We start from the raw sequence: 21,303 nt of genomic DNA on the forward strand, positions 1-21,303 counted from the left end.
CTCAACATGAAAAAAACGATCATTTTGCTGTTGCTTTGTGTATGTTCAATTTTTGCCAAAGCAGATCCCCCTACCAAGTACTACATTGTATCAGCGGGCAATTTTGCAAGCTATTCAGTGATCCAGACAACTAATATTGGTATTACGACTTCCCAGACGACCTCTCCCGGGGTAACGGAAAGCTGGACCAATAGTGCGCCAGGTGGATATTACACCAATCCTGCCGGACAGTTCTCTTATGGTGCTTACTGGTCTGATCCTACCTTGTTTACGCCGATGACGATCCAGGTATTGGCAGGCTACACTGCTACCGTTTATAATGCAAACGGACCATCTGAAACAGTCAGGATAGGCCTTGGATTTACCAAACCTAATGGTACTTCAGAAACCTTCTTTTATGGGCCTTCTGTAACGGTAGGGAATGGGCAAACTGTAACAGTAAGTATACCAGCGGGAGCATATACTTATACTGCCCCATTACCGGTAGCTTCAGGACAGAGTTATCCTACTCCGTTGAGGATCTTCCTGACTTATGGTAACTAAATGAAATGATGGTTGCAGCTCAAAACTGCAACCATTTTTTTATTCAACTACGGTTCAGCATTGCAGACTATTTCCTTTGTTTTTAGCCATCAGTGCTTTGGCGACATCATTTAGCCCAAGCCTGTTGGGGGCAAGGCGATTGTAATTTTGCTTTTAGTGAGGGCATTTACTGGGGCATTTTTACACCGTAACCCATGTAAGAGATACGGACAGCATCGTTTCTATACAAATTAAATATTCAAGGGGCTTTTTGATATTTCCTTCGGGTTAAAAAAAATAATTAACAACAAGCTTTTACCATACTCATTTTATCCAGATATCTATTTAATCAGCAGCATATGAATACGAAAGAGAAATTGATAGGTGCCTTGATGCATCTGTTATTTTTGGTTGCCTTCATTAACGGCATGAAGCGGTTAAAAGGTGAGTAATTTCTGAAAAAATATCCGCATAGAAAAACCGCCTCAATTATTATTAAGGCGGTTTTTCTATGCGGATAAAAAATGTGAATTTGCTAATTAGTTCTATTTCTTCACCCTGCTCTCTTCGCTCTCTGCACTCCCTGTTTGCCGTTTTTCCTGATTGGTCACCAACTTACCGAAGCTATAAGTAAACCCAACCGTAACAATCTGTGTATCCAGGTAATTATGATAATTCGAAGTGGCACCCGGAATATTCGTGATCTTACCACTAGGGGAGAGTGTATGGAACACGTCACGACCATTGACATAAACACTTCCCTTATCTTTTAATATTTTCTTTTGCACACCAGCACCCACCTGTCCTGTAGGAATACTTACAAACTGTCCCATCAAAGTGCTGGTAATGTAGTACCCACTCAGTTCTGCAGACCACCCTTTACCGAAGGTAAACTGGCTGGTAATACTTCCATACCAGTATGCCTTTCCCTTACTCAGATCGCTGCTATACAAATTCCCCTTATAATGCACGTATATGCCCTCGTTATAGACATTAAAAGTCCACCACTTTACTGGTTGCAGGGAGAGATAGACGGTAATACCTACGTATTCCTTTTTACCAATATTACCCGGGCGACTGATGAAAATATTGCCTGCCTGCTCAATAGTTTCCGTTTGAATATTACTACTGTAATTGTATAATAAAGTCGTATTAAAAGTACTTTTATAGCTATAGGTCAACTCATAATTACTGGAAAATTGCGGCTTCAGAAATGGATTACCTGCGAAATAAGTGAACTTGTCGATGATGGTAATAAACGGGTTCAGATCCTGGTAATAAGCCCGGCCAATACGGCGGCCATAGGATGCATTCAGTTTATGATCACCACTGGAATCAAGCTTGTATGAAAGATAGGCAGTGGGAAAAATACTAAGATAGGTTTGTGTAAAAGCCGAATCAGCCTGCACTGAATTACCTGTCTGATGCCCATGTGCATTCGTGTTTTCTGCTCTCAATCCAAGCTGAATTGCTAAACGATGATAGTCTTTATTGAAATTCAGATAGCCAGCAGCAATTTTCTCTTTGTAAAAAAAATGGTTGCTGCGGGTTTCATCAAAGATTTCATTTTTGTCCACTACATTGAAATAGCGTGCTTCATTATCAGTATTTACGTAACTACCTTTTATGCCAGCCTCCACCTTTCCCCCTTTCTTCAGAGGATATGTATAATCACCTTTAGCAGCATATATATCAATATTAGCCGGAAGGCTGTTCGTTATATGCTGTAAGAAAATTAAATCACCGGATGGATTGAAAGTTTTATTCAGAAATGACTGGCTATTTTTTGATCTATACCCTACATAATCAAAGTCAGCCGTCAAGGTTCTTCCAAGAGAATCGAATTTATGGCTGTAATTCAGATTGACACCTGTATTCGTAAATTTACTGTTTGTATTATTATCCGCATTAATGGAACTATCGAGCACGCCCTGACCATTATACAATGAACTCAATACCGGATTATTCTCCTTCTCATTAGTAGAAGACCAGTTCAGCAACATTCCTACTGTTGTCCTGGCCGAAGCATAAAAATCCACCCCGCCTTTTATTGTTGGATTTTTATTTACAGGTATGAAATAGGACCTTTGTTTGAATACTGACAAAGGTCTATTTCCTTCATCAAAATAATTGCGTTGCAGATCAAGTTTTCTGTAACCTTTGCGTTCATTATACCCCGCATTTGCAAATAAATTAACCTTATTGACCCGATAATTCATATTGATATTCTCACTGTGACGGGGATAGACTGCCTGCCCCGCAGAACCGGAGATAGTGGCATGGAATCCAGTTACTTTCGTACTGCGTGTGCGTATATTTATTAGTCCTGCATTACCGGCTGCATCGTACTTTGCCGGTGGATTGGACATTAACTCTATTTTATCAAGGGCCGATGCAGGTAGGGATTTCAGATACGTGGCCAGATTTTCTGACGAAAGATAAGTAGGCTTATCATCGATTAATACCATCACGCCAGACTTTCCTTTAAAAGTAATGCTACCATTTTCATCGACTAACACTCCCGGAGACTTTGCTAACACTTCCAATGCATTTGCACCTTCATTGGAGATAAGACTGTGTACATTCACCACCACACGATCGATCTGTTGTTCAATAAAGGCCTTTTTACCTACTACCTCTACTGATTTCAGAACTTTATTACCTTCCACCAGTATTATCCTGCCCAAAGCCAGATCGCTGTTGTTTACATTTATTTCTTTTACAAAGGGAACATAGGTCACATAGGTCGCCTGTAGATAATAATGCCCTTCTTTGATGTCTGATAATATAAATTCGCCTTTATCATCCGACAATGCTGTTTTTACAATCGTACTGTCCGATTTAAGTTGCAGGATGATACCGGCTGCTATCATAGGATTACCTTGCTGGTCAGTTACGCTGCCACTGATACGATGGCCATTTATTGCAAGGGTATCTTTAAAAATCACAATCATATCATTCGCAGACAATTTATACGTTAAGCGATGCGGTTTCAGCAACCGACGAAGCACTTCACTAACAGGGGCATCAGTTATTGAAAGGCTTACCTTTATTCCATCCTGTACTACATCATCGCTGTAAATAATATTATAATGGCTCTGCGCCTGGATACCTGCCAGTACTGTTTTAAGGCCTTGGTCAATGACTGATACAGACACCTTTCTGCTTTGGGCAACACTCATGCTACACGTAAACAAAAAGGAAAAAAATAAGGCCAATGGGATCTTCATGATCGTTATCTTTTTAATGTATATTAACTATATTATTATCTATCGTATAGGTGAATGGGTCAGACAACTTCAAAGCCTCCAAAGCATCCTGCAAACTTGCATCTACAAGTGTTCCGCTGAAGCGAACTGTCTTCAGGTGAGGGTTGTGAATTACGATCTTCACACCATATTTTAATTCTAGCTGAGCGGCAAGCTCAATCATAGGTTGCTTCCTGAATACAAGCGTATCGCTTGCCCACCTGATTTCGCCAGGTCTGAGATCCTGCAGTGGAGTTATTTTCCAATCATCTTTTTCAGCAACAACAGTCGTTGTTTCTACCGGGATGATCAACTTTTTGCTATTATTCAATAACACTTTGCGAGCCTGTTTTTCACGGCTTACCACTTCTACGCTTCCATTTACCAGCGTTACTTCTATATGTTTACTATTTTCATAGGCATCGATATTGAATGCGGTGCCCAATACCTGCACATCGATATTACGCACATGTATCTGCATGGGTACAGCTGCATTGGCGGCAACATCAAAAAAGGCTTCGCCGGTGAGGAAAATCTCCCTTTTATTCGCTCCGTAGTTATACTTTATCTGTGAGGATCGGTTTAACCAAACCTTTGTGCCATCCGGTAAAACCTGGAATATTTTCTCAGCGCTGGCAGCAATAGTAGTATATGCAGCAGCCGGCTTATCAGCATAGTATAATAATGCACCTCCAACTGTCAGCATCAGCAAGAACCCGGCTGCTACTTTCATCCACAGCAATTGAACATGCTTCAGCGGCTTGATTTCAGCGGGCTGCTCCTGTGCTCTTATCTCAGCCCAGACTTCATTTAAACGCATATCTACATGGAGAGTAGTAGTGCTTTGGGGTTGAAGCCGGTCCAGCTCCATTGCCAAAAGCCGCAGGTCTTCATTGGCAGACATTACCTGGTGTAACTGCGTTTCCTCCTCCGGGGAGATTTCGCCCGTTAGTTTCTTTGTATATAGTAATATAAAATGATCCTGGTCCATAAGTAATTATTTACAGCTCACTTATAATGACACTGAAATAAGGTCAACTACTTATTACCGGGAAAAATTATTTTTAATGGGGTTATTTGGGAAGATATCCCAGGTAGGATCTTATGGTTGCAGAAAGGGATTTCAATGCGTGATATACCTGGTTTTCAATGGTTCGCACAGAAAGGTCAAGAAGGGTAGCCACTTCCTTACATTTCAGACCATCCTCTTTGACCAGGCGGAATATTAGCTGGCGTTGTTCAGGCAGGGCTGCAATCGCCTTCCTAAGTTGCTCTTGCAGTTCTTTTTGATCAACTGTTTTAGCAGCATCGCTATTTTCGGGGAATTGAAACAGTTCGCCGGCTTCCTGCTCTCTGATCATTATATTGTGTTTTTGTTGATCCCTGATATGGTTTAAAGCCGCATTTTTGACACCACTGTATAAGAAGCCGGCAGGATTGCCAACGGTTGATAATTGTGCTCTTTTTAGCCAGAGCCTGACAAAGAACGCAGAAACAAGCTCTTCTGCAATTTCCTTTTGCTTCACGTAATACTTTGCAAAAAGTATCAATTTTTCATAATACGCTGTAAATAGCTCATTGAAGGCGGGTTCTTTGCCGGAGCTAATGTCGTGAAAAATGGTTGATAAGGACCTTACTGGCTTAACCATCAATGGTTGTTTCGTTTAACAGGTTAGCAAGGTAGTAATAATTGACAATTATTAAAATCCTGCAGCAATTGTTAGTTTTTACAGTTACTATTATCAGGTATGAGGAAAATAACCTGGAACGAATTAATATAGATTTTAGATTTGACGAATTAAAAAGCCTTTGAATAAAATAAATTAGCCGCTATTTTTATAACTTCAACTCATGAATTACTGGAAACACAGCCTCCTTTCCGCTAAGAAGTTCAATGGCCATGCAAATGACTACCTCGCAGTGCATAAATTCATGGACGCCAGTAAGCTTTTTTACTACCACATGAAACACCGGGTATTACTGCACAATACCTATGGCATAGAACTCTGCATCCGGAAGTTTGGAGAAACACTGGTAAATGCTGACCAGCAAACGATCCTGATAAGAGACATCGCCGCGGAACACTGCCGGGAAGATCTGATGGGATTTGTACCTACCTTAAATAACTGGTTTACCTATACTGACGATGCATTGGCTGATTTGATTAACCCTGTAAATCCGGCAGACACATTATTGAAAGAATTTGTATTCCTCCCCCTTGTTATGTCCGGATTACCAGCTAGCCTGATCATTACGCACAGCAACTTTGGTGTTTACTTAGTAAAGGAAATGATGGGCATTGACTATGCGCTGGAATGGGCCAGCCACCTGGAGGGCGCAAACATTGTTGAACTATTGAAGTTCGTGAAGTTAACAGAAAAGTGGCAACACACCCCAGATATTAAACAAATAAAAAAACTTGAAGATGAACGCATTTAAATCATTCTTTGACAAACTGCTGGGTAATAAAGCCTCGCAGGCATTCCCCGAAAACACCTCCCTACCCAAAACAAAACCGGGGGCTGCGTTTAACTATAACGACTTCAGAGCAGAGCATGAAAAAAAGAGGCTGACGAGCATCCAGGAAGGTGAGGCTGCTATTAAAGATTGGTTAATCGCAAGGGTCAAAGAAAAAGGTACCATGAATTTCTCCTGGGAAAGCGGCAATGATGAGGCACTCGTAGAATTTAATGAATACAACGATGCAGAACAGGAACAGTTTGATACACTGGAATGGTATATCATCAACCTGCTGGACATACCGGATGCAGGTGAGTTCAAGATGATCGGCAATGGAAGTTTTTATAGCGCAGATAATGCCATAAAGCTGATGCATAGCTCTACCCTCCGGGAAATTGTCGATTATGATGAGAAAACGGGAGATGAAGTGTATGGGAAAAGCGATGAAGATAAAGGTGACATCCTGTTATTTACAATATAGAAAATAACATAGTCTACAGGTTTTTTAATTAACATGGCGAGCTTCAGGGTTGATTATGGGTTAAATGAATACGAATTAAAAGGATATTTCGTAGTTAAGGGGTTCAACCTTTAAGTATGATCATTAAAAAAACCGGTTCCTTTCAGAACCGGTTTTTCTTTTTTTATTTAAAGAGCCTTATGGTTGCCCCTATCTCAAACGCGCCATCCACATACGTCTTAATCCCTCCTGTCTGCGTCGTGTACATAGCTTGCACAGCCACCTTCTCCCAGGCATTTACACCGATTCCAAACGTGACACTTTTAGAACTATGGTACATGCCCATAATATTCGCAACATTGTTCAGGAAACTTACATTCAATCCGGCATCCAGGATATTGTCATATCCTTTCACACCTCTATATGCCAGCTTAGGTTCGATGGAAGTAATTTCATCAGTCTCAGGCAGGAATTTATAAGATACTGCCGTATAAAAGAGACCACCGCCATCTACACCCAGGTTATTTCCTGTGAACAGGTTACGAACATTCGGTAATGCAGCCTGTACATTCAGATGTCTATCAGTATAAGCCATCCCGAATTCTGCTTCGAAATAGTTATCCCTGCGGTTGAATGCGCCAATAGAAGGATCATTTGTATTTCCATTTATTGCCTTTTCATCCAGGCGCTGTACATTCCATACAGCCGATAAACCAAAATGTAACTGTTGTTCATTCAATCCCAGGGGAATGCGGTAAGCATAGGTCATCGCAACACGGGTACGATCTATCAAACCTGCTTTATCGCTCATCACCTGGGCACCTACTCCTACCCGGTTATTCACCTGCCAATCGCCGGAGGCAAAAGCTGTTACCGGTGCACCGATGATACCACCCAACTGACGACGGTAGGCCGCATTGAGGCGCATTCCTGTTTCCAGACCAGCCATGGCCGGGTTGGCCAGGTACTGGTTCTGGAAATATTGTGTACCGGATGGTTCCAGCAATGACTGAGAATTACCTAATGTCTGTGCCTTACTTTCATGGGCCATGCAAAGACCTCCAAGTAAGAATAAGCATATATATTTCTGTAAGCTCATAACCTAATTGTTAATGGGATCAATGCTGGTCCCTGATGATTGAAATAAAGCCTTTGGCAGGAGTGTTATATCCATCTGCTTTCAGGATGTAATAATAGGTACCTTCTGCCAGCGGACTACCATTGTAAGTCGCATCCCAGTTATTGCTGTAATTCTTTGTACGATATACAACACGGCCGGAACGATCGTAGATAGTCAGGTCATTGTTTGGATAACGGCTCAGGTCATTGATAATCCATTTATCGTTCACCCCATCACCATTCGGAGTAAGCAGGTTGGTAGCGTCAATTTTGAATTCATTCACTACAGTGATTGTCATTGCCCCTTCGTTGACACAACCCTTATTGTCAGTTACGGTCACTGCGTATACGGTGTTCTCTACAGGTTTGATCTGGAGAGTGGCCGTTTGCTGACCGCTTACAATACCACTTGCATTTGACCATTCGTAGTTGACACCACCAGTAGCTGCCAGATTCATGGCTGTTCCTTTGGAGATCACGGTATCCTGATCAGCAGTGATCGTAACAGTTGGTAACGCATTTACCTTAATGGCAAATGTGCTGGCCAGCGTATCTACACCACCGTAAGCTGTACCACCATTATCCTTCAAGGTAACGGTTACATGTACTGTACCGCTGATGTTTGGTTGCAGGTGATAAGTGATCAGACCATTTGCATTTACCACCAGTGAGGTGAAGAATGGCTGGTCTGCCCTTACAGTATAGCTCAGGGTTTGTCCATCTTCCACAGCAGAAGCTCCGCTGGTCTGGATGGTCTGTGCTGTAGTCATATCACATACTTCCTGGTCAGCTACAGGGTTCATGATTGGTGCCTGGTTTACCTGGCCCAACTGCAGCGTAAACGCTTTTTCAGTATACAGACCGTTAGCCAGGGTAGCACGGATTCTGACTGTATAAATGTTCTTCACATCGTAGTCCAGTACAGCGCCGGTGAGCAACTGATTGCCGGAAATGGTGAAGGATGCATTGTCAGTACTACCGGTACCTGTCACTAATGTATAAGTATACACTGGATTTGGTTCAGCGGTTACAGCAGAGAGATGACCTACCAGGGTATTAACTGGTGTATTCTCAACGATCGTCTGATTATCCAGGTTGATATCTGTAGGTGGCAGTGGTACATAGATCACTGAAACAGCTACCGTAGCAGCATTGCTCACATTGAGGCCATCGCTTACAGTGATAGTCAGTGATACTGTTGCATTAACGTTAGCATTCAGCGCAGCCTCATCTTTTACAGAGAGTACGCCAGTCGCAGCGTTGATTGCAAAGGCACCGGATGGATCATTGGTAATGGTCCAGTTTTGCAGGGTGCTGGTAGCTTCTACAGCGGTCACTGTACCCAGGGTTGTGCCTGCTGCACTGTATTCATCTATGCTGAATGTCTGAGCACTGTTAATCACCGGAGCTGTTACATCTGATGTTACCGTCAGCGTATTTGATACAATATTACCATTATCGCCCTTATTCACAACGGCATCTGCTGGCAGGGTAACAGTTACGTTACCATCGGCAGTTGGTGTGATTGTAAGCGTATAAGTGATATTATCACTTGTTTGCAGGTTGCCCGCAATACTGTTGGTTACAGTAAAGTCAGCAGCAGTTAATCCCGTTACCGCCTCGCTAAAGGTAGCTGTTGCGCTAAATGCACCATTTACCAAAGTTGCTGAAGTAGATAAGGTCACTGTTGGATGTACTGTATAAACATATACACCGCTGGTACTTCCAGCATTATGAAGTGTATTCTCAGCGCTGTTACCAAATACATCCTGAATGCTGCCTGTCAGTGCTGAAAGAGCAATACCATCCAGATCATTATCCCCATCCTGTACGGTGTAGGAGAAACTCAGTGTATTGGTACCTGAACCACTTTTATAAGTAGCGTTTGCAGTAGAGCTGCCGATCGTGATTGGCAATACAGGCGTACCTGTTACATTCACAACTGCGTTAAACGCAACAGTAAAGTCAAGTGTTTGACCTGCATGATAGTAACCATTGGCAGGAACGCCTACCTGGGTGATTACCGGTGCTACTGTGTTAACTAATACACCTGTTGTGGAAGGAGCAGTAAATGAAAGTACAGCATCATTTCCGGCAACATCCTTAACTGTTCCTGTCAGTGCTGAAAGAGCAATACCATCCAGGTCCTGGTCTCCATTTACAATTGTATAAGCAAAACTTAAAGTTGAAGTTCCGTTACCGGCAGTATAACCAGCATATACGGTGTCCGCGCCCATGCGGATAGCGATACGTGGTGTACCTGTTACATTCACAGTTTCCCCGAAAGTAACGGTGAAGTTCAGCACATCTGCTAACTTATAATAACCTGCACCTGGCACAGTTACATTCGTAACAACCGGCGCTGTCAGGTCTGCTAAAACTGTTAAAGTATTAGAAGCCGTATTACCATTGCTACCAACATTCACAGCGGCATCAGCAGAGAGGGAAACTGTTACATTACCATCCGTCGCCGGAGTCATTGTGAAAGTATAGATAATATTATCTGTTGTTTGCAGGTTGCTGGTAATACCATTGGCTACAGTGAAATCAGCAAGTGCCAGACCAGTAACTGCTTCGCTAAAGGTAGCGGTCACTGTATAAGGAGCGTTCACACGCGTAGCAGCTGCAGACAGCACTACTGTTGGGTGCACAGTATAAACATATACAGCTGCAGTACTTCCCACATTATTCAGCGTGTTTACCGCTTCGTTGCCAAACACATCCTGAATTGTTCCTGTCAGCGCAGAAAGAACAATGCCATCAAGGTCATTCTCTCCATCCTGCACGGTATAAGAGAAGGTCAGTGTGTTAGTACCTGTACCACCGGTATAACCCGCATTCACTACTGTACTTCCAATTGTAATCGGGAGGACAGGTGTGCCTGTTACATTGACATTAGCATTAAACTGAACTGAGAAATCAAGTGTCTGACCTGCGTGATAGTAACTAGCAACAGGAACATTTACCTGCGTAATCACCGGGGCTATTGTATTTACCAATACTCCATTTGTATTCGGCGATGTAAAGGTTAATATAGCTGTGTTACCCGCTGCATCGGTAATAGTTCCACCAGTTAATGAATTAATTACAATTCCATCCAGGTCCTGATCCCCATCTACTATTGTATAAGAATAGCTTAAAGTGGAAGTACCGGATCCGCTTGTATAATCAGCATATACGGTATGGCTACCCATAGAAATCGCAATACGTGGCGTACCTGTTACATGCACAGTTTCTGCGAAAGTGACAGAGAAGTTCAATACATCACCCGCCTTATAATGATCATTCGCTGGTACCGCCATGCTGGTTACAGTAGGTGCTGTTATATCAGCCGCTATCGTCAGTGTATTAGAAACTGTATTGCCATTGTTACCAATATTCACGGCTATATCAACAGGCAACTTAACAGTTACATTACCATCTGCAGATGGTGTAATAGTAGCGGTATAGGTCCTATTGTTAACTGCCTGCAGATTGCTGGCTACACCATTCGTTACCGCAAAATCGGCAACAGCTACACCCGTAACTGCCTCGCTAAAGCTTGCAGTCACCTCAAAGGTTCCATTTACCAAAACAGCAGATGTAGACAAGGTCACAGTTGGATGCACTGTATTAACAAATACTCCGGCTGTGCTACCTGCATTATTCAGGGTTAATACGGCGTCATTACCATACAGATCTCTAATTGTACCTGTGAGCGTTGATAAACTAATGCCATCCTGATCATTATCTCCATCCTGTACAGTATAAGAGAATGTTAATTCGCTTGTACCAGTACCACCGGTATAAGCAGCATTTACAGTAGCATTACCAATTATTACAGACAATACTGGAGCCCCTGTTACATTTACTACATTATTAAAATGAACAGTGAAACCAAGTGCCTGGCCTGCGTTGTAATAACCATTTACAGGTACATCTACAGCACTTACCAATGGTGCAATTGTATTTATCAATACACCATGTGTATCAGGCCTGCTATCAATAATTGTTTCAGCTGCATTTCCAGCTGCATCAGCAGCGTTGCCATTTGTTGCGTTCAGGGAAGGATACATCGAAATGCCATCCAGATCCTGATCTCCATTTTTCACCGTATAAGTAAAGGTAAGTACTGAGCTACCGGTACCACTGCTATAATCCGCATAAACCAGGTTATTACCAATATTAAACGGTATGCGTGGTGTACCAGTTACATTCACCACCTCACTATAAGTAACAGTGAAGGTCAATAAGCTACCAGATTTATAATATCCATCGGCCGGAGCAGTAACAACATTAATAACAGGTGCTGTGTAGTCAACTACGGTAGTCAGGGTATTAGAAGCAGTATTACCATTATTACCTTTATTCACAGTCACATCTGCTGGCAGGGTAACTGTTACATTACCTTCAGCTGTTGGTGTGATTGTAATAGTATAAATAATACTGTCACTCGTCTGTGGCGTACCGGCTGTTCCATTGGTCACCGTAAAGTCAGCAGCCGCTAAGCCCCTTACCTTTTCGCTAAACGTAGCTGTTATATTAAAGGCGCCATTCACCAGAGCAGGTGAAGATGTGAGGATCACCGTAGATTTAGCCGTATAAACATATACCCCGGTAGTGCTTCCTGCATTATGCAATGCCAGTTCCGCATCATTGCCATATTGGTCCTTAATCGTACCAGTAAGGGCTGCAAGTTCAATTCCATCCAGGTCATTCTCTCCATTCTGAATTGCATAGCTGAATGTAAGTGTATTGGTACCGGTGCCGGCTGAATAAGTAGCATTTACAACAGCACTACCAATCGTCAGTGGTAAAACCGGGGTTCCTGTTACATTCACTATTCTATTGAACTGTACGGAGAAATTAAGTGTCTGAGTCGCATTGTAAATACCATTTACAGGAACCATCACCTGGGTGATAACTGGTGCAATTGTATTTACCAGTACACCGGCAGGATTCACAACGACAAGTGTACGCACCGCAGCATTACCCGCTGCATCTTTAATACTTCCATCGATTAATGAGTCGATTGCGATACCGTCCAGATCCTGGTCTCCATTCACTACAGTATAAGAGAAGTTCAATATGGCAGTACCTGTACCTCCGGTATAATTCGCATATACCGTATTGCTGCCCATTGTGATAGCCAAACGAGGCGTACCTGTTACATTTACCACTTCGCTGAAGTTGACAGCAAAGTTCAACACGGCTCCTGATTTATAATAACCAGCAGCTGGTGCAGATCCACCCGTGACAGTTGGCGCTGTGAGGTCTACTACTGTATTGACTGTATTAGAAACTAAGTTCCCATTACGTGCTATATTCTCAGCTGCATTTGCCGGTAAGGTAACGCTTGCCAAACCATTTCCGGTTGGGGTGATTGTCACTGTATAAACAATGCTATCGCTGGTTTGTACGTTACTGGCTGTACCATTGACAACAGTAAACTCACTGGCAGATAAGCCTCTTACGGCTTCAGCAAAGGTGGCTGTTACAGTATAAGCTCCATTCACCAGTATACCTGCTGATAATGTGACTGCCGGATGTGTTGTATTTATCTTTACGCCACTTAGTGATGGAATGCCATATAATACTAAACCCGCATTATTTCCAGCCTTATCCGTCACTGATGAAGAAGCTATTGAAATACCTGCTCCCATTGACAAATGATCGCCACCGTCATCTCCGGCTTTTACTGTATAACTAAAGATCATTCCATTCGTGCTATCCTTACCAATATAAGTAAGAGGCACTACACCAGAATTCATATTCAAAGCCATATAAGGCGCCTGGCCTACGACATTGACATCAATATCTTCACTGAAATGACCTATAAATTTCAACTCATCTCCCTCATGATAATAACCATCTGCCGGTCCATCTACACTTACTACTACCGGAGGGGTAAAATCAGCTTTTACCTGCAGCACATTCGAAGCCGAGTTACCATTGTCTCCGATATTTACAACAGCACCAGCTGGCAGCTGAATAGATACGGTTCCATTTGTAGATGGTGTTACATCAATAGTATAAACGATATTGTCCGTGGTTTGGTCATTAGATACTATACCATTTGATGCTGTAAAATTTTCATCCAACAGACCAAGCACTAATTCACTAAATGTAACTGTCACAGAGAATTTACCATTTACAAGTGTACTGGTAGAAGATAATACTACAGAAGGTATAATCGTATTCACCAATACCCCGTTCGTAGCTCCGGCTCCATTGACAGTAGTATTTGCTTCATTACCATAACTATCTTTCAGGGTACCTGCATCTGCTGTCAGCGCAGTACCAATCTGAATACCATCAGCATCATTTTCACCAGCTACCACCGTATAACTAAAGATAAGATCTTTCGTACCCGAGCCACTTACATAAGCAGCATGTACAGTTGAACTACCTATTGTTACAGGCAGATAAAGATTTCCTGTGCCTACTGTGATATTCTTATCGAATCTAGCCGTAAAACTCAATATACTACCTGCCTTATAATAGCCATCCGCCGGCACATCAATACTGGTTATAACCGGTGCAGTGTTATCATAGTCCACATCGGCAGTAGCGGCAGCATTCTTATTGTGAGTCTGCACAGCAGTTGCTGCATCAGCAGCCAATGCGATATGCAGGGTTCCCTTTCTGTTTGCCGGCACCGAAATGGCAATAGTATATGTATCAGTTGCCGTTGTTGCATCAGGCGTAACGCTGGTCACTGAGGCTCCGGTTATTCCAGATAATGCCAGTGAACCAGTGTTCACACCCGTCACTGATTCATCAAATCCAAGTGTAACTGTTATCGTTGATGCATTGGATGCAGCAGGTGCATTCAGCGTTGCGACCGGACGGATACCATTTACATTGATCCCTGATGCAGCTGCTGTAAACGATGGTACCAACGTGTTGCCGGCAACATCTATAAGTCCATTGCCATTCAACTCCAATGGAGACACCAGTGTAATACCATCATTATCCAGGTCACCACCCTGTACAGTATAAGTGAACGTCCATGCGTTTGTACCTGTACCGGATGTATATACAGCCTTCGCTGTTGTATTACCAATCGTTATATTGATGTATGGAACATCTGAACCTGTAGCAACCATATACACCGCCTCACTCATATTTGCTGTCAGTGTTACGGCCTGCCCTATCGTATAGGTACCCGCTGCCGGATAACTGATACTTGGAATAGTGGGCGCTGTCTGATCAACAGACCAGGTATAAGTAGTGCCACTTCCTTTATTGCCGGCAATATCCACAGCCCTGACATCTACGGTATGTGGTCCTTCAGATAAACCTGTAAATGTCAAAGGAGAAGTAGTGAGCACATAAGATCCTCCATCCAGTTTGGCCTCATATTTACTCACTGGTTCATTAGCTGTAAACTGGAAGACTGCAGATGACTGATTTGTAATATTTGGTACCGCTGACGTAAATGTAACAACAGGTGGTGTCAGGTCCATCGTAATACTGGCACTTATGCCACTCACATTTCCTGCACCATCCGTTACCTCCATATAAACTTTCTTCAGCCCTTCTCCTGGAGTCACGATATAGGATTTATTCGCGGCAAAAGGTTCATAAGGCGTCCAGAGACTGCTATCCAGGGAGAAACGCATTAATTTGGTGGCATCCGCATCTGTAGCAGTTTCACTTAGTGTAATACTGGTGGAATTGGTAACAGTTGCCCCTCCATTGATAGCCAGGGAAATCACCGGTGCTGTTTTATCAATCGTAGTCGTGCTTCCGGCAAACGGTACGTTACCCATAGCGGGTGTAATACCGGCACCTGTTACATCCAGGCGGATGGTTCCATCTCCTGTACCGGTATTCACGATAACCTGGTAAGTAGTCGCACTCATTGGAGTTACGCTAACTACGCTGGCACCTGTTACCCCTGTGGTGGTCAATGTAAAAGAACCAGGAGAAACGCCTGATACACTAACATTGAATTCCACCGTATAGTACAAGGTGGTCGAATTGGAAATGGCCGCTCCGCTATTGTTCGCACTCACCACAGTAGGTGATACCATACTGATTAACCGCCCATTCCCACTTGCAAATCCATCCGCTACATACACTTTACCAGTACTGCTGACAGTCAACCCCGTTGGATATCCAATCCCTGATACTGTCAAAGAAGAATCAACGATATAACCTGCAGCTGTGGGATCTGTATATTTTACTACCGCCGATACACCTTTTCTCACCGCCTCAATCGCATACAAGTTATCACTGGCATCCATGGCCAGCGCAGAAAATTCCCTGCCTGTTGCGAGGGTAGACACCGCATAACCCGGATAGGTCAGTTTCATAATAGCACCTGCAGGATGTGCAGCACTCTCCATGAAATCTGTAAAATAAATATTACCATGTGAGTCTGTAGTCAGCCCCCATGGATAAGAAGTTCCTGCTGCCGGTAAAGCAATACCATCATATAAGGTAGTACCAACTGAGGATTCAAGCCCGGCTGGATACTTTACTATAGCAAATTTTGACTTTGTGTCGTCATATTCAATTGCCAACAGGTTATTGTTCTTATCTAAAGTAATCGCTGAGAAATACTTCCCGGTCTGTATAATGCCGGCCAGATAGGAAGGACTTTGCAATTTGATGATCTGGCCATTGCCCGACTCAAATGAGTTCAGCACAAACACATCGCCATTGGCGTTAACAGCTATCCCCCATGGATTATCCGCCCGAATAGCCGTTCCATGGCTCAGATTCAATTGAGAATATATCAAAGTTGGGGTACCGGTGCCGCCTGTAAACTTCACTAGATCATATAGATTTGTAGCGCTATTTAGTTTGGTGGCATAAATGTTATTATTGGCATCTTTCGCAACTGCTGTATAAACGCCTCCTGTTTCCAGGGTAGACAGAACAGACTGTGCCTTACCGGAAAGGAAGGCAGTAACAGTTACGACGATCAGCAATAATATGCGGATGCATCGTGTAAAGGTATAGTTCATATAAACCTGTTAAATACAGAGAAAAGGATTCAGCCAACCGGACACATTCTCCTGATGAATGATCTGGAAGCCGGCATCGTCATGACGAACACCTTCGCCCTGGTCAAGAATGATTTTATTTATTTTTTGGGTAGTGGTATTTAGCTTAATAATATTCGATACAGGCAATCCTAATCCATTGGAAGGATGGAAGCCTTTCTCTCCTCTTGGCCCACGGATAGTATTTATACGCAGTTGTGCTTTTACTTTTTCCCAGTCTCCCTGCTGTGCATAGGGCAATAATTCTTTCCACACTAATCCTGCCTCATACCCCATAAGGCCATAGATATTTGCAGGCTGTTGTGCTTTACTCTCAAATGTCTTTACAAACAATTTATTTGCCTTGCTCTCATCCTCTTTCAACCAGGTGAGTGCACTATATATTTCTATATCCAGGTGTTTTACATCCTCCAGTATATCCTCATAGGCCATTGTCTCCACTACCGTTAAAGGAATGACCTTGTGGAAGCGGCTTTCCTTCCACGCATGCAAAAAACGTGTCCCCATATTCCCTCCAAAAATTGCATGCACATAAGGGGGTGGATTGCGTTCGATCTCAGCAAAGAACTCAGTGAGATCCATTGCTCCGGGATCTGCGGGGTTATTGGGTAATACGCTTACACGCAGCTCCTGTGCACCCGCTTTCAATGCACCCTGCTGAAATGCAAGGCCTAAATGATAGCCAGACTCGTAGAGCGGCATTACCAAATGGCCTGCATTGCCAAAGCACTTTTGCGCCCATCGACCCAGGGCATATTCTGATTGCCAGATCTGATGAGACGCAAAAAAGATATCCGCGCTGGTCCTGGATGGATCAGGAATAAGCTCTCCCATATCAAAGAAGAAACCCAACCTGCGCTGTGCTTCAACTACAGGTATGAGTGATGGTAAAGACTTATAACTGATAAGACCTGACAACACATCTGACTGATTGAAAAACATCAGTTTCTTCGCAGCTTCAGTAGTCGGAATAGGGCCACCAGCATTGGTGAACTCCGGCATGACCTGCACCGCACGCTGACGGGTAGGATCAAGCCCCATACCCAGCATCCATCCAGTGATCAGGTGTGCGGAATAAAAAGGATATATACCACTATATGGTGTTAAAAAACCAATATTCAATTGCTTCATACTAAGGACGGCTTGGCCAAATACCCACTGATGCGATACAATAGTTGACTGCTAAATACGGTTGCATATTATCGAAAGGCTGACTACCACCGGCCATTCCGGCTGTAATAGTTCCAGCAGCATTCGAAGGCATCAGGGTAGCATCTGAATTAGTATCATAGGCATTTACAGTGAAGGTATTTACACCAGCACCAATCGTTGGTAATGCCGCAGGTACCTTGGTTGCACCTGGTACATTACTGGTGGCCGCCTGTGTACTTACTTTTGGAGCTACTGATAAATTATGGGTCATGAGGTGCGTATGCATTGGCATCTGGCTCTGAATAAGGGTTACTGATTCAACGCCGCCTACCTGGCCCCAGGTATAATTAGAATATCCAGGACTTTGACCAATTCCGATCATCGTTTTACCCCGCAGATCAGGAAGCGCAAAAGTTGACTGACCATTACCACCATAAGTAGTTCCGATGAGAGCAAATAATGCAGTATTTTGGGCGATTGACATAGTAGACCCATAACAACTAAACCAGCCAGTTGGGGCGTAATTAAATCCAAATGCGCAGATCATTCCAATAAATGGATCCATAATAATAAATAGTTATTGTAGTTAATTAAATAAGATGACAGTCAGAAAATGAATACACTCTTCCGCCCTGAGAAGCGGACTGGCGACCTAATAAGGCGATCAGGCTATTCGTAGCTGCTGACCTGACAGATGGCCGGGGATCAGAAGATTTTAATGTAAGCAACAGTTCAGTTAAAGCCGTTGCAAACGGGGAGGTCATAGTCGCAGGTTGTTCGATTTGATCTTCCTCCCAATGCTTATCGCCTATCCTCATCAATCTTGTATAATCTATCCAGCTGCTTGCAGTTCCCTGTAAATAGGTGCCTGTTGTATACCCTTTCTCTGTCTGAAGATATACCTGTTGCCCCTTTGTAGTAGTGAGGCAGATAAACGGAATCACACCCTTGTTCAACAAGAGCTTATGATTACCCGTTTTAGGACTTACTTTACGAACCACATAATTCACTTCTTTTGTAGTAGCTGCAATCGTTTCTATCTGATTGTCATCGCCTAACAAACGCTGTAAAAACAATGATGGATACAATGGGTATGTATCTACCTGGGGTGGCAATACATCATAAGGAGCACCTGCATAGATAGTATGCAATTCCCCAAAATCCATCCGCGAAACCGCCTGCAGATCCCATCGATAGCTTTGCTCATCCAGGGTAAAGTAATGACGGCCAGTTTGTTGGCTGATCTTTACAATATCCCGGTGCTCTTCCAGCGTTTCGCCCATTACAGGACCACAAGCCACATGCTTACCAGCCAGCATCGCTGCCTTGGCAATGGCATAATGGGTATGTGCAGGAGTAGCAATGATCACAACATCCACCACGTCACTTTCCAGCATTTGCTGCCAGGAATCAAATACATGGGGACGATCAGATCCTTTAAACAATTGTAGGCCTTCTTGTAAAGAAGCTTTGTCTGAGTCACATATTGCAGTGATAGTCAGATCTTTCAGGGTAAGTGCTGCAGACAGGTATTCACGGCCCCAGATTCCGGTGCCAATTACTCCGGTGCGCAGAACATTACGAACATTTTTAGAGAACAGAGACGACGGCATCACAGCAAGTGCGGGCACAAGAAATGCGACGTTTCTGAAAAATTCTCTCCTTTTTTGATTGTACATTCGACAATTAATAGGGATAATTATTCAAATCGTTTACTTAATTGGTCTTTCCAGGATTGAGGCTAAAAAATCGATTTATTATTTTAGGAATGGTCCGCAAATTTATATAGAATTAATTCAAATATTAAAATATTTTTTTTTGAGGGCAATAAAAAAACCGGGATCCGCTTACGCAAATCCCGGTCAAATTGTAGATTATATTGTTAGGCTCTCTGCTCTTTCACATTCAACACCGCTACCGCTGCTATTATCATAAACACCCCTCCCATTACCAACGCATAAATAGGCTGATCGTGGAAACAATACCGAACGATGAGACCACCGAACAAGCCATTCACAATCTGTGGGAATGTGATAAAGAAATTAAAGATACCCATGTATACCCCCGTTTTATGGGCTGGTATAACACCAGACAGGATAGCATAAGGAGTTGATAAAATGCTTCCCCAGGCAAAACCAATACCGATCATAGGCAGTACCAGCAAGTCGGGAGATTGTATAAAAAAGATAGAAATCAGTGATATTCCTCCTGCTACCAGGGAGAAAGCATGCGTGATCCGGCGGTTTGTTTTACGTGCGATGGCAGGCAGGATCAGTGAATATACCGCAGATACCGCGCTATAAATACTGAACAGGAAACCTACCTTATTCCCCGCATCTGCATAGCTTGATGAGGAAGTATCTCCCGGCATTACCTTATAAATATGCTGCGCTACAGCAGGGGTGGTAAACACCCACATAGAGAACAGGGCAAACCAGCTGCAGAACTGAACCAGGCCTAACTGCCGCATGGCAGAGGGCATGGCTGCAAAATCTTTCACAATAGTTCCCAGGCCGGATGATGCCGGCACTTCCTCTGAAACAGGATTAAACTGTGCAAATTCCTCCGGACTATATTCCTTACTCGTGAAAATGGACCAGAGTATCGTTGCTATCAATACTACTGCACCGATGTAAAAAGAGTAAATCACATTATTGGGTACCACACCAGGTGCAGCTACCTTAGATACATTAAAATACTCCGCCAGCAAATAAGGTAATGATGAACCCAATACAGCTCCCGCACCAATTAAAAAGGTTTGCACGGAAAAGCCCATACTCCGCTGCTCATCCGGTAAGTTATCGGATACGAGCGCACGAAAAGGTTCCATCGCCACATTGATACTTGCATCCATCAGTGTGAGCATCCCCGCTCCTATCAGCATTGGTGGCAGTATATATGCCAGCATCGAAGAATTTGGCAGGAGGATCAATGCCATCGCTGTCAGTAATGCACCCACCAGGAAGTAAGGACGGCGGCGCCCTAACCTGTTCCAGGTACGATCACTGTAATGCCCTATGATGGGCTGTACAATCATTCCGGTCACCGGTGCGGCCAACCAGAAGAGGGATAAATGTTCTACCTCTGCGCCATAGGTTTGCAGGATACGGGATGCATTTCCATTTTGTAATGCAAAACCAAACTGTATTCCGAAAAACCCCATGCTCATGTTCCAGATCCTTGCCGCAGATAAGCGTGGCTTTGTCATGCCTTTCATGGAATTCCTTTTTATGTAAAGAGCTTGTATCAAAGATAATCTGAAGGCATCGAGAATTTACTAAACAAAAGACGCTCCGCCAGATATCCGAAATAAATCCGGGAATTTTTACTCTTGATACAAGCCCCT

General features: G+C 43.3%; 12 protein-coding genes. 3 read left to right on the forward strand and 9 right to left on the reverse strand.

Annotated features, from left to right (window positions below; all coding sequences use genetic code 11):
• Positions 1-6 precede the first annotated feature (6 nt).
• On the forward strand, positions 7-543 hold the full coding sequence (locus U0033_RS11820) for a hypothetical protein (protein WP_072361432.1): 537 nt from the start codon (positions 7-9) through the stop codon (positions 541-543).
• Between the two features lie 524 nt (positions 544-1,067).
• On the opposite strand, the gene U0033_RS11825 is transcribed toward U0033_RS11820, so the two are convergent.
• The 3 genes from U0033_RS11825 to U0033_RS11835 form a co-directional block, all read right to left on the reverse strand.
• On the reverse strand, positions 1,068-3,752 hold the full coding sequence (locus U0033_RS11825) for a TonB-dependent receptor domain-containing protein (RefSeq protein WP_083571537.1): 2,685 nt from the start codon (positions 3,750-3,752) through the stop codon (positions 1,068-1,070).
• Positions 3,753-3,765: 13 nt separating this feature from the next.
• Positions 3,766-4,761 carry a FecR family protein gene (locus U0033_RS11830; RefSeq protein ID WP_072361426.1) on the reverse strand — a complete coding sequence of 332 codons (996 nt, stop codon included), beginning with the start codon at positions 4,759-4,761 and terminating at the stop codon, positions 3,766-3,768.
• Between the two features lie 82 nt (positions 4,762-4,843).
• The gene (locus tag U0033_RS11835) at positions 4,844-5,419 is read right to left on the reverse strand and encodes an RNA polymerase sigma-70 factor (protein WP_072361423.1); all 576 of its coding nucleotides are present in this window, start codon (positions 5,417-5,419) and stop codon (positions 4,844-4,846) included.
• A 202-nt stretch (positions 5,420-5,621) separates the two neighbouring features.
• Between U0033_RS11835 and U0033_RS11840 the strand changes: the two genes are divergently transcribed.
• A complete protein-coding gene (locus tag U0033_RS11840) occupies positions 5,622-6,209 on the forward strand; it encodes a DUF6915 family protein (RefSeq protein WP_072361418.1) in 588 nt (195 codons plus the stop codon).
• Entirely contained in the window at positions 6,196-6,711 is a 516-nt protein-coding gene (locus U0033_RS11845; RefSeq protein ID WP_072361415.1) for a hypothetical protein, read from the forward strand. Before U0033_RS11840 ends, U0033_RS11845 begins: the two co-directional genes overlap by 14 nt.
• 163 nt (positions 6,712-6,874) lie before the next feature.
• On the opposite strand, the gene U0033_RS11850 is transcribed toward U0033_RS11845, so the two are convergent.
• The 6 genes from U0033_RS11850 to U0033_RS11875 form a co-directional block, all read right to left on the reverse strand.
• Positions 6,875-7,789: a PorP/SprF family type IX secretion system membrane protein gene (locus U0033_RS11850; protein WP_083571536.1), complete on the reverse strand. Its 915-nt coding sequence runs from the start codon at positions 7,787-7,789 to the stop codon at positions 6,875-6,877.
• A 19-nt stretch (positions 7,790-7,808) separates the two neighbouring features.
• Complete coding sequence (locus U0033_RS11855; RefSeq protein ID WP_072361409.1) at positions 7,809-16,766, reverse strand: Ig-like domain-containing protein; 8,958 nt, start codon at positions 16,764-16,766, stop codon at positions 7,809-7,811.
• 9 nt (positions 16,767-16,775) lie between these two features.
• On the reverse strand, positions 16,776-17,936 hold the full coding sequence (locus tag U0033_RS11860; RefSeq protein ID WP_072361406.1) for an ABC transporter substrate-binding protein: 1,161 nt from the start codon (positions 17,934-17,936) through the stop codon (positions 16,776-16,778).
• A gap of 1 nt (position 17,937) precedes the next feature.
• A complete protein-coding gene (locus U0033_RS11865) occupies positions 17,938-18,522 on the reverse strand; it encodes a phage tail protein (RefSeq protein ID WP_177318603.1) in 585 nt (194 codons plus the stop codon).
• 25 nt (positions 18,523-18,547) lie between these two features.
• Complete coding sequence (locus tag U0033_RS11870; RefSeq protein WP_072361401.1) at positions 18,548-19,636, reverse strand: Gfo/Idh/MocA family protein; 1,089 nt, start codon at positions 19,634-19,636, stop codon at positions 18,548-18,550.
• A 203-nt stretch (positions 19,637-19,839) separates the two neighbouring features.
• Positions 19,840-21,174, reverse strand: coding sequence for an MFS transporter (locus U0033_RS11875; protein ID WP_072361398.1), 1,335 nt, complete (start codon positions 21,172-21,174; stop codon positions 19,840-19,842).
• Positions 21,175-21,303: the final 129 nt, after the last annotated feature.

Source organism: Chitinophaga sancti (assembly GCF_034424315.1).
GTDB lineage: Bacteria > Bacteroidota > Bacteroidia > Chitinophagales > Chitinophagaceae > Chitinophaga > Chitinophaga sancti.

Bases quoted from the DNA above. Each gene is read 5' to 3' on its own strand.
- U0033_RS11860 (WP_072361406.1), bottom strand. From the start codon at position 17,936: ATGAAGCAATTGAATATTGGTTTTTTAACACCATATAGTGGTATATAT.
- U0033_RS11870 (WP_072361401.1), bottom strand. From the start codon at position 19,636: ATGTACAATCAAAAAAGGAGAGAATTTTTCAGAAACGTCGCATTTCTT.
- U0033_RS11875 (WP_072361398.1), bottom strand. From the start codon at position 21,174: ATGAAAGGCATGACAAAGCCACGCTTATCTGCGGCAAGGATCTGGAAC.
- U0033_RS11855 (WP_072361409.1), bottom strand. From the start codon at position 16,766: ATGAACTATACCTTTACACGATGCATCCGCATATTATTGCTGATCGTC.
- U0033_RS11845 (WP_072361415.1), top strand. From the start codon at position 6,196: ATGAACGCATTTAAATCATTCTTTGACAAACTGCTGGGTAATAAAGCC.
- U0033_RS11840 (WP_072361418.1), top strand. From the start codon at position 5,622: ATGAATTACTGGAAACACAGCCTCCTTTCCGCTAAGAAGTTCAATGGC.
- U0033_RS11850 (WP_083571536.1), bottom strand. From the start codon at position 7,789: ATGAGCTTACAGAAATATATATGCTTATTCTTACTTGGAGGTCTTTGC.
- U0033_RS11825 (WP_083571537.1), bottom strand. From the start codon at position 3,752: ATGAAGATCCCATTGGCCTTATTTTTTTCCTTTTTGTTTACGTGTAGC.
- U0033_RS11830 (WP_072361426.1), bottom strand. From the start codon at position 4,761: ATGGACCAGGATCATTTTATATTACTATATACAAAGAAACTAACGGGC.
- U0033_RS11820 (WP_072361432.1), top strand. From the start codon at position 7: ATGAAAAAAACGATCATTTTGCTGTTGCTTTGTGTATGTTCAATTTTT.
- U0033_RS11835 (WP_072361423.1), bottom strand. From the start codon at position 5,419: ATGGTTAAGCCAGTAAGGTCCTTATCAACCATTTTTCACGACATTAGC.
- U0033_RS11865 (WP_177318603.1), bottom strand. From the start codon at position 18,522: ATGGATCCATTTATTGGAATGATCTGCGCATTTGGATTTAATTACGCC.